This window comes from Parapedobacter defluvii (assembly GCF_014642075.1).
Taxonomy (GTDB): domain Bacteria; phylum Bacteroidota; class Bacteroidia; order Sphingobacteriales; family Sphingobacteriaceae; genus Parapedobacter; species Parapedobacter defluvii.
This window is the reverse complement of sequence record NZ_BMIK01000016.1, coordinates 78,646-91,831: the sequence shown is the minus strand read 5'-3', so window position 1 is coordinate 91,831 and position 13,186 is coordinate 78,646. Positions and strand designations below refer to the sequence as shown.

The window sequence follows — 13,186 nt, the reverse complement described above, 5'->3', positions numbered from 1 at the left end:
CTTCCTAGTTCAATGGATTCACCTGCTCACCTGATACGCGTGGGGTATTCGTGTTTTGACCCGTTTATCGTGTGTGGCAACAACCAGCGTTGCTCCCTGCTGTTCGGCTTGTGTGAGCAATAAGCTCAGTACACTTTCTGTATTCCGGTCATCCAGCGAAGCGGTGGGTTCATCAGCCACCAGAATCGCGGGTCGGTTTATAACAGCACGCGCAATTGCCGCCCGTTGCATCTGTCCACGGCTCAATTTGCCCGGATAGCTTTCAGCCTTATGTTCCAGGTTCAGCAACGTCAGCACTTCCCGGATTCGGTCAAAATCTACTTTGGCTCCTGCGAACCCCTGTGCGATTTGCAAATTCTCCTTCACGGTAAGGCTCTTTACCAAATGAGCTTCCTGGAAAATGAGTCCGATACGTTGCCCGCGGAATTCGTCCAGTTTCCGGGAAGGAAGGTCATAGATCCGTTGCCCGTCAATCTGTACTGTCCCGGTTTCGGGTTTTAGCAGCCCACTCAGAATATGGAGTAACGTGGTTTTCCCGCTGCCGGAATCACCCAATATCAACGTGTGTTGGCCACTAGTTACTTCCAGGTCATCGAATTGGAGCGATTCGCCCTGCGGGTATCGGTAGGTTATTCCATTCAAACGGATCACTGTCTGTTTATTGTCCTGCATGTCTATAATACTTCTGTTCCGTTTGGCAAGTTTAAGGTATTCTCGTTAAATATGCATTTTAATAATGCAACTTTATTGATATTGTCTGCTCATGCACGTCCTTAACCGCCGATAGTTTTGGGATTTTTCAGCATTCGATTGCTTTTATGAGGGGTAAAAGTGCTTTTTTAATATTTAATTAACACAATACTAAACATTCATTCATTTTATATTAACTGTAGCGTAATGTTAACTTTCGATTATTGCATGGAATTTTAGTCAAACCATGCAAAATAGAAAAACACGTATTGTACTGCTTATCGGCGTATTTTTGTCGATTTTTACCAATGCCCAAGCGCAGCGGGGATCGATTCGGGGAATTATAAAGGATTCGGGGACTACGGAGAACATTGTGGGCGCTTCGATAGGTGTCGTCGGAACTACTTATGGAGCGGTTTCCGACGATGCTGGCAATTTTGTTCTTACCGGCGTTCCGGCTGGAACGTGCGAGCTTCAGGTCAGTTATGTGGGATATACGACTGTCCGCGTGGAAAATGTTGTTGTCAGGGATGGTTTAGAAGTTGTGCTGGAGATCAAGCTGGAATCCGTTGGCGAACTGATGGATGAAGTGGTTGTGACCACTTCCCGGCGCCGGGGGAATGACATCGCCTTGTTGGCGGAGCAAAAGAAGTCGAGTTTGGTGATCCAGCGGGTTGGTGCTCAAGAATTATCGCGGAAAGGCGTGAGTGATGCCGCAACCGCAGTAGCCAAAATGTCTGGGATTTCCAAGGAGGATGCGGGAAGCCAAGTCTATATCCGTGGATTGGGAGATCGTTATATATCGACATCGTTTAACGGATTGCCTTTGCCTTCCAACGATCCTAGATTGAAGAATATTGCGCTGGAGCTGTTTTCTACCGACATCGTGGAGTTCATAGCTGTTGATAAGATCTACAACAGCAAAATGTTCGGTGATTTCGGTGGCGGTGGTGTGGATATCCATTCCAAAGATTACAGTGGAAACGGAATGTTGGAAGTTTCGGTGTCATCTACCTTAAATACCAATGCGCTCTCCAATCGGGATGATTTCAGGTTGCTTCCGGGAGGAAGCAGGTGGGGGTTCTCGGAGTATTCCATCCCGCCAAATCCATTGGGCGGATTTAACTTTACAAACAGCATGAATCCGGAATCCCGTAGCCCCTATCCTGTAAGTGTACGGCTATTGGGTGGAAAATCATTTAATATCGGTACGGAAGGAAGGCTCAACTTTTTTGCCACGGCAAGTTTCGGCAACAGCTATGAATACCGAGCGGGTATCAATCACGATGTGAATGCCCAGGGGGCCAGAAAAAGATGGTCGGATCAGGAACGCTTTGGGTACACAACCAATAGCACCGGGCTTTTCAATGTCGGTTACTTGATCAATCCCCAGCATAAAATCTCCTACAATTTACTCTTTGTAAACAGCAGTGACCAGTGGAATGACAACTATTCGGGTTATTTCAGGGATATTACAGAAGACGGTACCGGATTACGGAGGTTAGGTTCCTATGCGCAAAACAAACTGTTTGTCAATCAATTGCTGGGATCTCATCAGTTGACGGATCGCATCGATGTGGATTGGGGACTGTCGGCTAACCGGGTCGAATATACGATGCCTGACCGGATCCAGAATATGCTGCGATTGCTGGACGGACAGGGTTATGTGATTGCGCAGAACGCTCGGTCGGATAACAACCGTTTCAATCAGCGACTCCATGAAAATGAATATGCTGTTAACCTAAATGGAAGTTATAAAATAGGAGATTCGGAAACGCCGAAGGGAATAATTAGAGCAGGTTACCAGGGTCGATTCAAAAAGCGCAATTTTGAGGCATTGCAGTTCAATTTTCATCATACAGAACGCTCGTTGATCGTCGATCCAGACAACCTGGATGCTTATTACAATCAAGAAAATTACGATCGTGGCTTTTTTTCGATCGAAGGGTTTTTCGGCGAGCGGCCCCAGACTTACAGTGGTGACCAGAAAATACACGCCGGTTACGTGAGTTTAGAATACAATCTGACCGATCGGTTGACGTCCGTGTTGGGCGTACGTTATGAGAACATCCGGCAATATGTTGACTGGGTAACGCTATTCGTTCCCGAGGGTGATAACAACACCTTAGCAGAAAACCAGTTCTTGCCCAATTTGAACCTGAGGTATGCGTTGAATGAAAAACAAAACCTCCGTTTGGGGGCAAGCAAAACGTATACGCTGCCGCAATTCAAAGAACGGGCACCGTTTTATTTTGACGATGGAACCGCATTGGAATATGGTAACCCGTATCTATATCCGTCTACCAATTACAACGTGGATATCAAGTGGGAATTATTTCCCAGCTCATCCGAGTTGGTGTCATTGGCTGCATTTGGTAAATATATCCAGGATCCGATCAACTTATACAGTGTCTCGGCGACATCGAATGACATTTCCTATGTCAACATAGGTGATGCGGGTACGGTGATTGGTGCCGAATTGGAATTAAAGAAGGATATCATCCGCTGGAACAGTGACCGGGATTTATTTTCAGTTGGTCTCAACGTTGCATATATGAACACCAATCAGGATATCGATGCGAACAAAGTACAGGAAGAAACTGATTTCACTGTGCGGCCCACACATAATAACGCTAGTTTTACCGGTGCCTCCGACCTGTTGGTCAACGCAGACCTGACGTACTCAAAACGTTGGAGAAAGAGCGGCAACTTGACGGCGACGGTCATGTACTCCTATTTTTCGGATAAAGTCTATGCCCTGGGTGTCGAGCAGAAGGGAAACTTAGTCGACCGTGGGCTGGGAACGCTGGACTTCATCGTACGCAGTAAAATTAATCAACGAATTGGGATTGATCTATTGATAAAGAACATTCTCGATCCGGAGTATCGCCGCATACAGGAAAATGCATCGGGACATGTACCGGTTCTTACGTATAAAAAGGGCCAATATTTCTCATTGGGCCTGAGTTATCAGCTGTTTTAATATTACGATTGAGTGGAGTTAACAATTTAATCATATCCGGTTAATGTTCAGGATATTGTGAGAAAGCAATTTTGTATTTGAAAACTAATAAAAATGAAAATGGAAATGAAAAAGACTTTTAGATGGTTAATGGGAGCTGCAGCGCTGTCGATCACCCTGGTTGCATCGTCTTGTAGTGATAACGAAGATCCTACTCCAGAACCTGACGGCGGATTCGAAGTGGTCCGTGATGATCTGAAGGGCGAAATCACCAAAGGTGAGGTTGTACTGGAATCCGGTACTTATAAACTGACCGGGAAACTGATCGTTAAAGAGGGAGCAAAATTGACAATCAAAGCGGGCGTTACCGTTGAGGCCACAGCTACGAATGAGATGGCTTCGGTTCGTTACATTGGCGTTGCCCAAGGTGGCCAGATTGACATACAGGGCACAGCAACCAGTCCGGTTGTCTTAACGGCACAGGAACATAAGCCGGGCGCATGGGGTGGTTTGGTTATCTGTGGCAGAGCTCCTATTAACAAAGGTGCTACCGCAGTGTCCGAAGTCGGCGAATTGAACTATGGCGGTACCGATGTGAATGATAACTCAGGCGCTATTAAATATCTCCGGATTGAGTACTCTGGTTATGCTTATAACAGCGAGAAGGAATTTAATGCCTTATCGTTATTTGGTGTTGGTAGCGGTACGACAATTGAATATGTACAGGCATTTGAAGGTTCAGACGACGGTTTTGAGTGGTTTGGTGGCACAGTTAAGGCAAACAATCTTGTTGTAACCAATAAATTGGCAGATGTTGGGGATGATTTGTTCGACTGGACGGAAGGCTGGGTAGGCGGTGGCGAAAATTGGTATGGTATCCGTACCAACGCGGGAAACCGGGGTATCGAAGCTGACAACAACAGCGAAAATCACCTGGCTGATCCGATTTCTAATCCAACAATTAAAAACGTTACATTGATCGGTGGTAGCCAAGATAAAAGTTCAGAGCCGCAAGCGTTAAAACTGCGTGTAGGTACAAAGGGCACGTTTGACAATTTGGTATTGAGTAATTGGGCTACGGGCTTTGATGTTGAAAATGACGAAGGTATAGGTTATGTGGGCGAAGGGTCATTGAAAGCCACCCGTGTGAAATTTGATAATGTAACAACCAAGGCAAAAGGCAAGAAAACCGACGGCAGCTCGGCTAATGTAGATGGCGTATTTACAGAGGATGCAAGCGCTACCGGTGCCGGAGCGGGTACTGCAAAGCCTGAATGGGCAAACAACTGGACAGTTGGGTTGGATTAACCTCAAAAAATAGGTGACATTTCACACATGTCATGAATAAAAAGGTTGTTTCTTGTTCAACAAGAAACAACCTTTTTGTTTGATTGCATTCCCGTGAAAAACGCAGGTCGCTTCAATAACCGCTATGGGTGTAAAAATTCGCGAACATCACCAAGGCAGCTAGAATTAATCCCAACCCAATTAGTCTTTCCAAAACTTCGTCACTGACAGAAGGAGTCAGTCGGTTACCTGCAATGGCGCCTCCGGTAAAGCCAATGATTACAGGCCACACATGGGAAAACAGGATATGTCCCTGTAGGTAATGGCTAATGGATCCGGTGATACTGGTAATCAGAATCATAAATAGTGCGGTTGCCGTGGCTACTTTGACAGGCATTTTAAAAACCTTAAGCATAATGGGTGTTTTCATAAAACCCCCGCCAATCCCGAAAAGTCCGGCTAATGTTCCCGCAGAAAGACCAAAAAATAGAATCAACCATAGACTAGCCCGGTATGTCAAATTCATCTTTGTATGCTGGATAACCAGTCCGGGTTTCCATTGGTTCATCCGGGAGAAAAGGTCCGGTCTAGCCGAAGCCTTTTCTGCCGTTGTTTTTTTTAGCCAAAAAGATAGCCCCAATATAAAAACGAGGACTGAAAACAGAATTTCCAATCCGGCGGTCGACAGATAGGAAAGTAAGAGGCTGCCGAGTATAACGCCAAACATCGTAGGAATTTCGAGCAGGGTGCCCATTTTAAAATCCACGTGCCCTTCCTTTCGAAGACGGTAAGTAGCCATCAATGAGGAAAAAATGAGGGAAAACATCACACTGCCTACGGCAATAGCAAGCGGGTAATGAAAAATTGTAACCAGTATGGGGACCATGAAAATCCCGCCGCCAAAACCGATTAGGTTTCCGAACGAACTGACCGTAAAACCAATCAGTATAATCAGCAGGGAGGTAACAATGTAAGGATCCATGGTGCTTATAAAACATCAAAGGTATATTTTTTCCCGGTGTTATCCATGTGCACATTTGATGATATGTTAATCGATGCTTAATCCAAACATAATAAGCCCGATCTACTTTTGTTTTGACAAAAAGCAACATTCATTTTGTTAGGTTTGGTTAAATGGAAAGGCCTCGTTGTGAAACGGGGCTTTTTTATAAGGGAGAAATATTTTGTCTTTTAAGAAAAGACGTTATCTTTGAATAAACCAATATTATAAATCATGGAAATAAAGTCATCAACAAAGTTTGTGGCTGAATTGGTCGGTACCTTCGGTCTGGTCTTTTTCGGCTGCGGAGCCGCTGCTGTGGCGGGTGCAGACACGCTTGCAGGACTCTCAGGGTTAGGTCTTTTGGGGATTGCGTTTGCCTTCGGTTTATCCGTTGTCGTTTTCGCCTATGCCATCGGGGGCATTAGCGGGTGCCACATCAATCCGGCGGTCACGATTGCCATGCTTATCAAAGGCAAAATTTCGGTGGGAGATGCGATCGCGTACATCATTGCTCAGTTTATCGGTGCGTTGCTGGGAGCGCTTGTGTTGCAACAGGTACTCAGCGGGCAGGTGGCCGGGTTTACCGCCGGTGAATGGGCTTATGGCTCAAACGGATGGGGTACGGGGTACCAAAGTGAATACGGGTTAAAATCGGCCTTTGTTGCGGAAGCCGTGCTTACCTTTCTGTTTTTATTCGTCATATTCGGTGCCACATCAAAATGGGGCAATGAAACCATGGCTGGATTAGCCATCGGTTTCACACTCGTGCTTATTCACTTAGTCGCTATCCCCATTACCGGAACATCTGTAAATCCTGCCCGTAGCTTCGGACCGGCAATCTTGGCGGGGGGTGCGGCACTAAGTCAGCTGTGGCTGTTTATCGTAGCCCCAATTGTCGGAGCGGTGATTGCCGCCGTCGTGTGGCGGTTGCTCGAACGCAAGGAATAAAAGGTTTGGCGTTTTTACGGAAGGCGGTTTGACAGTAGGATGGCACATAAGGGGAGGAATCCGTCAGCTAATTAACTATCTTTGATAGATGTTTAACTAAAATCAGACGTTATGGCACAAATTGGTATTACGGAAAAAAACCGTGCGGAAGTAGCGAAAGTACTTGGAATATTGTTGGCTGACGAATTTGTCTTATACACGAAGACACGTAACGCGCATTGGAATGTGGAAGGTCCTGATTTCCATTCCGTACATGTGTATTTTGAGGAGTTATACGATGAACTGGCGGAATGGGTGGACGAGGTGGCCGAACGGATTCGGTCGATCGGGCATTATGCGCCGGCATCACTGAAAACATTCCTTGAATTGACGCATCTGACAGAGCTGAATGCAAAGGGTAACAATAGCAAGGGCTTTATTGGAGAACTGGTGCAGGATCACGAGGCGATCATTACGTACATCCGCGAGAGTATTGACAAGGTTTCGGAAGCATACAAGGATGAAGGTACGGCCGATTTTTTGACCGGTATCATGGAAAAACATGAAAAAACAGCCTGGATGCTCCGATCTCATCTCAAATAAACACATGCTATTCCGGTACGATGTCATCTGTTGAATGGCATCGCACCGGATGGTGTATATGGTTGATCACAGGCCGTATTTCAAACCTAAATTAAACCACCTTCCCGGCATGGGTACGGCGGCTGCCTCGATGTAAGTTACATCAAAAATATTTTGGGCGTCCAGGTAAATCGTTACCGGGCTGAACCGGTAGGCGATCCGCACATCACTTACAAAATAACTTTTGTAACTGATCCGTTCGTTAAAACGTGCAGTCGCCGTTCCTGAAAACCGTCCGGTGGCCAACGTGAGATTGGCAACCAACTGATGCCGCAGGCTTTCGACCGCATACTTGGAGATGAGGCCCTGTTGGGCACTCGTGCCCACTGAAGGGGAAAGCCAGGTATACGAAAGGCCTGCCATCCAACTAACGATCGATGCGGGATCGGATAGGCGGTAGTTTGCGGACGCGGCGAGGCCATGCACCCGGTTTTTCGAAAAATTTAAAGGTTGGTAGGGGGTGTCCGGGTTTTCCCGTACCCAGTCGATGAAATTGTCAATATTCCGGTAAAAGTAATTTGTGTATGCAATGAGTCGCTGACCGGTATATTTCACGCCTCCTTCGGCATGCCACGCCCTTTCGGGTACAACGGCGGGATTGCCGACGTTTCCCGGCTGCTGGTCCAGGTAAAGATCGGTAAACGATGGGATACGTTGCCCGGTACCGGTATGTGCCACCAGTTTCCAGCGTTCGTCGATTTGATAGCCGATGTCTATGCCCGGAAACAGTTGCCAGCCATAGTCGGTATTGTAGTTAATGTAGGCCCCGGCGTTGAGCAAGATGCGGTTGATTTTTTCGGTTTTGAACTCGGCATACATCCCGAAGTTGTCGCGCTCGTGATCGCCGATATTCGTGCTTCGGATCGTTTCATTCCGCATCTCCAAGCCAACCCCTATTTCACCTGCGGTAGTTTGCAAGGTGCCGTTTATTTCCGTGTTGAGCGCGTGACCCCGATGCTGGCTCCGCGCACGGCTGAGGTCATGCCGGAAATACCGGTAGTCATCGTATCCATACCGGTAACTGACACGCGGCGATATGGAAAACCGCTCGGACAATTCCGCTCGATACGAGATCGCAGCCAACACGGTTTGAACAATTTCCTGTGACTCCCGATCGCCCGGGGCGGCATAAAATCCGTTTGCGCCGAAATTACTGGAAACGTAACCACCCATTAGGGATAGCGCCTGTTTAGCGTTGGTCGGAATTTCACTTTGATAGAAAATCTTGTTATTGCGGAAGGCTGTATTATAGCGATAACCATTGCCGGAATCGTGACCGCCGTACACGGTATGTTGTCCCAGTCGCCCCGCCATCGTGCCACCAACCTGTATGCCGCGTCCATTAAACAATGCGTCGTTATTGGCGGTGTCTTTCTTCAAACCCGAACCGGCGTAAGCATTAACCGTGAAATCTGACCGTTCGGATTTCCGGGTCACGATGTTGATTGCACCCGTAAGGCTGTTGATTCCATAAACGCGTGCAGCCGGGCCACGGAGGATTTCAATGCGTTCAATCGCATCGGTGGGAATGGGCAGGTTTAGGCTGTTGTGCGCCGTTTGGGCATCCAGTACTTTGACGCCATTAACGAGTATCAGGGCTTGTTCAAAACTGCCGCCATCAATGCTTACATCAGCCTGTGTTCCGAACGGACCCCGCTGGCGCAGGTCTACGCCGGCTACATAGCTCAACAATTCGTTTAGCGAGTGCCCTGGCATTGCTTCGATCTGTTGCCGGTCGATCACCTGGATGTTACGGTTTTGCTTGGTAAAAGGAAGCTGTAAGCGGTTTTCGGTAATGATAACTTCGCCGAGGGATATGGTCGGTCCCTCTCGCTGTGCCACTGTATCTGGACGCAAACCGGTTTGTGCAACGGATAGACACGGTGCCCCGATTGTCAGCAATAAAATAAGGTGTTTGGTTGTGAAAAAGCGATTCATTCTTTTGTTTTTTGCAAATGTCGTATCTTACCGGCACATGTTGATGTGCCAGTTTTTATTTTATGGATAGTCCGGTTTTAGTGCCATATCGAAGTTTTGTGATTGTCGATCGTGTTTCGGCAACACCCGTGTACCTACAGGTTGCCCACCAATTGATCAATGCCATTCAGCGGGGTTACCTGATGGATGGCCATAAGTTGCCCGGAAGCAGAAGAATGGGTAGTTTATTGGGATTGCACCGGAACACGGTGGTAGCCAGTTATGCAGAATTAGAAGCGCAGGGGTGGATAGAAACACATCCCAGCCGTGGCACATTTGTCCGGCATGGAAAAACAGAAAAGCCGAAAAAGCTGGAAAACGGTAACCCGGTATTGGCATCGTATCCCGCGCAGACGGGATTTCATTTTAAGCGATGGACGGTCCTCGATAATCCATTCGAACCCACACAGACCGGTTTCCGTTTTGATGATGGACTTCCCGACCCACGGCTGTCTCACGTTGGGTATCTGTCGCGTTTGCTCCGTATTAATATGAAGCGAAAAGGGAATCAGGCTAAATTGGGTTATAAACATTCCACGGGAAGCGAATACTATAAGGAGAACCTGTCGAACTTCTTAAACCTGACGCGGGGCTTACATATTTCTCCGCGTAATATCTTAGTCACACGTAGCCTGGAATTGAGTATTTACCTCGTTGCGGAAACGGTGATCTCACCCGGAGACCGTGTGGTAGTGGGTGAGCTCAGTTATTTTGCGACGAATATGATTCTGCAGAAGGCAGGAGCGACCCTGATAACCGTTCCTGTGGATCGCGAAGGTCTCGATGTATCGGCCATCCGCAAGCTATGCGAGACGGGCCCGTTCCGGATGCTGTATATCACACCCCATCATCATTATCCCACTACCGTAACCCTGAGTGCACAGCGTCGGATTGAGCTGCTGGAACTATCGGCAAGGTATGGGTTTGTCATTCTGGAAGACGATTATGATTACGATTTTCATTACGAGGGTGGTCCGTTACTTCCCATTGCGAGTGCAGATACCGGGGGTATGGTCGTTTATGTCGGCACCTTTGGAAAGTCGATGGCTCCAGGGTTCCGGTCTGGATTTATCGTTGCCCCTCCGAATCTGATTGATGAAATGGATAAACTACTGGGCATCATGGACCGACAAGGAGATACACTCACCGAGTTGGCACTTGGCGAAATGATTGCAGATGGTGAGATCCACCGCTACCTGAAAAAATCCACGTATGAATACAAGCAGCGGCGCAATCACCTGGCTCAGTTGCTGCTAACACGGCTGGGTAAGCATGTGGATTTCGATGTGCCAACCGGAGGGCTGGCTATCTGGACGAGATGGCCACAGGAGTTAAGTTTAATGGAACTGCAGCGGCGCTGTGCGCGGTTCGACCTACAGATACCGCGCTACCTTCTTTATCAGTCTGCAGCATATTGCGGCATCCGTCTGGGATTTGGAAGCTATACAACAGCGGAAATGACAGATGTGATCCATAGCGTGGAACAGGCTCTTTTTTAACTAAACTTCCTACTAATGCCATTCTTCCCGGCCAAAGGGTTTTTGCGCCCTGTCGGGAGACGGAACGGAGTCCGCCACGAATAGATCGGCAGGAAGGTGGCGGATATCCGGTTGCCCTGCATCCACCCAAGCTGAATACCAGAAGCTACCGATGGCATGGATGGCTCCACGCATCCGGCGCTCTACCATCCCTTGCAACGCATCGTGGTAAGCCTTAGCATAGGCATCGGAATACGTGCGGATCAGGATGTGGTTCCGTTCGATGTAGCCGTATTTACGGTCGGGAGGAAATACGTCACTTAACTTCTTCTCCATACTTAGCACAGAATCTATCAGCATATGGCTTTCTTTCACAATGCGCCACGCTTCGTCTACCGGAGAATCTACGTACCGGGCACGCCCCACCAGAAAATCGTATTCCCCGGCAAATAGTTCCGGTAGCCGGCTTTCCCAGAATGCGTGGATACCCACCTGATTGGTCTTTTGTCCGTTGTAATTGCTGGTCGTATGCAGCGGCACGTGTGCGTCGGCAAGGTAGTGCCCAATATCGGATGAATGCCTCAGAATCCGTTGGATGTTTTTCTCGCCGAAAGCTTTCACCAACGCGTAGTAGCTTCTGTTTATCTGCCAGGGTAGAATACCCGACATCAGTAACCTGCGTTCTGTGAATTTTTCGACGGCGGCTGTCCAATGTACCGGAATCGTATCGAATGGATGCAAACCGTATTCATCGGCATCGATGAAATGCCGGACCGATTCGGCAGTATCAATGTAGCAACGTTTATCCGGATCGATCGCATGTTCGGTCATGTAGTCTACCCGGTCCTTATAAAAGCCAGCCATATTCGTAGGAAGTGTAAATACAGCCATCCGATTGATAAGCTTGTGGGCATGGAAGCCCCAAGACGAAAGCAATAGCATCGTAAAAGCGGCGATGGGTATCAGGCAGATTCGGTTCATGTGTTAAAGTTAAGATAAAGGCAGAAAGATTACAAATTGTTTATCCGTTTTTAATGATGAAGTAACGTTAGTTTGCGTTTTTAGCTATAAATTAGCGCTCAGTATCATGAAGAGATTGATTCATTGGTTCACAGGTTTGAAAAGCCGTATTTTTTTGCGTTTTTTGGCTTCAGCATTCAGACACTGATAATTGATAATTGTCAATTATCAATTATCAATTGTCAATTATCAACTATGAAGATACTTTACGCAATACAGGGCACGGGTAACGGTCATCTCAGCCGGGCAATGGACGTGGTTCCCTGCCTGCAGAAGCGAGCGGATGTGGATGTGTTGGTGAGCGGAATACAGGCGGATCTGGAACTACCCTTTGCCGTAAAATACCGGATGCACGGGCTTAGCTTTATTTTTGGAAAAAAAGGGGGGGTAGATCTCTGGAAGACCTTTATGAGTTCTACCGTTAGGCGGTTGGTTCACGAGGTGAACACGTTGCCTATCGAACAATACGATTTGATTATCAATGACTTTGAGCCGATATCTGCCTGGGCATGCAACACTCGGGATAAAGTGTGCATTGGCCTCAGTCACCAGGCCGCTGCGATGGATGCCCAAGCACCCAAGCCTACGGAACAGGACATGCTGGGCAAATTTATCATGCGCAATTATGCGCCGGCAACTATCAATTATGGTTTTCATTTCAAACGATACAACGATCGGATATTTACCCCGGTTATCCGCCGACAGGTACGGCAGTTGGACGTAACGGACAAAGGCCATTATACCGTTTATCTTCCTGCTTATGACGATGCACGGTTACTGAAACACCTGATGCGTTTCCCCGATATCCGATGGGAAGTGTTTTCCAAGCATAACAAAACCCCATTCGTATTGCGCAATGTGAGCGTCCAGCCCATTGCCAATGAAAAATTCATCCAGAGCATGGCCGATTCGGCTGGCGTGTTATGCGGAGCGGGCTTTGAGACGCCTGCAGAAGCACTGTTCCTACGTAAAAAACTATTGGTAGTCCCTATGAAAAACCAATACGAACAACACCTCAATGCAGCGGCACTGGAAGAGATAGGAGTTCCTGTGATTAAAAATTTGAAGCCCAAAAACGACGTGGCAATCGAGGCATGGCTCAACAGTAAACATCTCGTCGCGGTCGACTATCCAGATTGTACGCAAGCAGTCATCGATCAGTTGCTGGAAGTACACTTATCCAAAGCGTTGGCATAGCCC

10 protein-coding genes are annotated in these 13,186 nt (G+C 47.6%); 6 read left to right on the top strand and 4 right to left on the bottom strand.

The annotated features are described in order from the left end of the window. Nucleotides 1-18: 18 nt before the first annotated feature. Nucleotides 19-672, bottom strand: coding sequence for an ABC transporter ATP-binding protein (locus IEX60_RS18725; RefSeq protein ID WP_229717642.1), 654 nt, complete (start codon nt 670-672; stop codon nt 19-21). A 265-nt stretch (nt 673-937) separates the two neighbouring features. Here IEX60_RS18725 and IEX60_RS18720 point away from each other — a divergent pair, with 265 nt between their 5' ends. Beyond that, nucleotides 938-3,673: a TonB-dependent receptor gene (locus tag IEX60_RS18720; RefSeq protein ID WP_188752937.1), complete on the top strand. Its 2,736-nt coding sequence runs from the start codon at nt 938-940 to the stop codon at nt 3,671-3,673. Nucleotides 3,674-3,778: 105 nt separating this feature from the next. After that, nucleotides 3,779-4,960, top strand: coding sequence for a beta-helix domain-containing protein (locus IEX60_RS18715; protein ID WP_188752936.1), 1,182 nt, complete (start codon nt 3,779-3,781; stop codon nt 4,958-4,960). 112 nt (nt 4,961-5,072) lie between these two features. Here the strand turns inward: IEX60_RS18715 and IEX60_RS18710 are convergent, their stop codons facing one another. Beyond that, entirely contained in the window at nt 5,073-5,921 is an 849-nt protein-coding gene (locus IEX60_RS18710) for a sulfite exporter TauE/SafE family protein (protein WP_188752935.1), read from the bottom strand. Between the two features lie 252 nt (nt 5,922-6,173). On the opposite strand from IEX60_RS18710, the gene IEX60_RS18705 reads away from it, so the two are divergent. After that, a complete protein-coding gene (locus IEX60_RS18705) occupies nt 6,174-6,890 on the top strand; it encodes an MIP family channel protein (protein ID WP_188752934.1) in 717 nt (238 codons plus the stop codon). 111 nt (nt 6,891-7,001) lie between these two features. Beyond that, nucleotides 7,002-7,472: a Dps family protein gene (locus IEX60_RS18700; RefSeq protein WP_188752933.1), complete on the top strand. Its 471-nt coding sequence runs from the start codon at nt 7,002-7,004 to the stop codon at nt 7,470-7,472. Between the two features lie 66 nt (nt 7,473-7,538). Here IEX60_RS18700 and IEX60_RS18695 read toward each other — a convergent pair whose 3' ends face one another. Next, nucleotides 7,539-9,449 (bottom strand): TonB-dependent receptor plug domain-containing protein, encoded by a 1,911-nt coding sequence (locus tag IEX60_RS18695; RefSeq protein WP_188752932.1) that lies wholly within the window; start codon nt 9,447-9,449, stop codon nt 7,539-7,541. Between the two features lie 98 nt (nt 9,450-9,547). On the opposite strand from IEX60_RS18695, the gene IEX60_RS18690 reads away from it, so the two are divergent. After that, nucleotides 9,548-10,987, top strand: a complete 1,440-nt coding sequence (locus IEX60_RS18690) for an aminotransferase-like domain-containing protein (RefSeq protein WP_229717641.1) — start codon at nt 9,548-9,550, stop codon at nt 10,985-10,987. Between the two features lie 12 nt (nt 10,988-10,999). Here the strand turns inward: IEX60_RS18690 and IEX60_RS18685 are convergent, their stop codons facing one another. After that, nucleotides 11,000-11,947, bottom strand: coding sequence for a zinc dependent phospholipase C family protein (locus tag IEX60_RS18685; protein ID WP_188752930.1), 948 nt, complete (start codon nt 11,945-11,947; stop codon nt 11,000-11,002). 234 nt (nt 11,948-12,181) lie between these two features. Here IEX60_RS18685 and IEX60_RS18680 point away from each other — a divergent pair, with 234 nt between their 5' ends. After that, complete coding sequence (locus IEX60_RS18680) at nt 12,182-13,183, top strand: glycosyltransferase family protein (RefSeq protein ID WP_188752929.1); 1,002 nt, start codon at nt 12,182-12,184, stop codon at nt 13,181-13,183. The last annotated feature ends 3 nt before the right edge of the window (nt 13,184-13,186 follow it).

What these genes read in the sequence shown, in the direction of transcription:
- IEX60_RS18725 (WP_229717642.1), bottom strand. Translation starts at nt 672, where the DNA reads ATGCAGGACAATAAACAGACAGTGATCCGTTTGAATGGAATAACCTAC.
- IEX60_RS18720 (WP_188752937.1), top strand. Translation starts at nt 938, where the DNA reads ATGCAAAATAGAAAAACACGTATTGTACTGCTTATCGGCGTATTTTTG.
- IEX60_RS18715 (WP_188752936.1), top strand. Translation starts at nt 3,779, where the DNA reads ATGAAAAAGACTTTTAGATGGTTAATGGGAGCTGCAGCGCTGTCGATC.
- IEX60_RS18710 (WP_188752935.1), bottom strand. Translation starts at nt 5,921, where the DNA reads ATGGATCCTTACATTGTTACCTCCCTGCTGATTATACTGATTGGTTTT.
- IEX60_RS18705 (WP_188752934.1), top strand. Translation starts at nt 6,174, where the DNA reads ATGGAAATAAAGTCATCAACAAAGTTTGTGGCTGAATTGGTCGGTACC.
- IEX60_RS18700 (WP_188752933.1), top strand. Translation starts at nt 7,002, where the DNA reads ATGGCACAAATTGGTATTACGGAAAAAAACCGTGCGGAAGTAGCGAAA.
- IEX60_RS18695 (WP_188752932.1), bottom strand. Translation starts at nt 9,449, where the DNA reads ATGAATCGCTTTTTCACAACCAAACACCTTATTTTATTGCTGACAATC.
- IEX60_RS18685 (WP_188752930.1), bottom strand. Translation starts at nt 11,947, where the DNA reads ATGAACCGAATCTGCCTGATACCCATCGCCGCTTTTACGATGCTATTG.
- IEX60_RS18680 (WP_188752929.1), top strand. Translation starts at nt 12,182, where the DNA reads ATGAAGATACTTTACGCAATACAGGGCACGGGTAACGGTCATCTCAGC.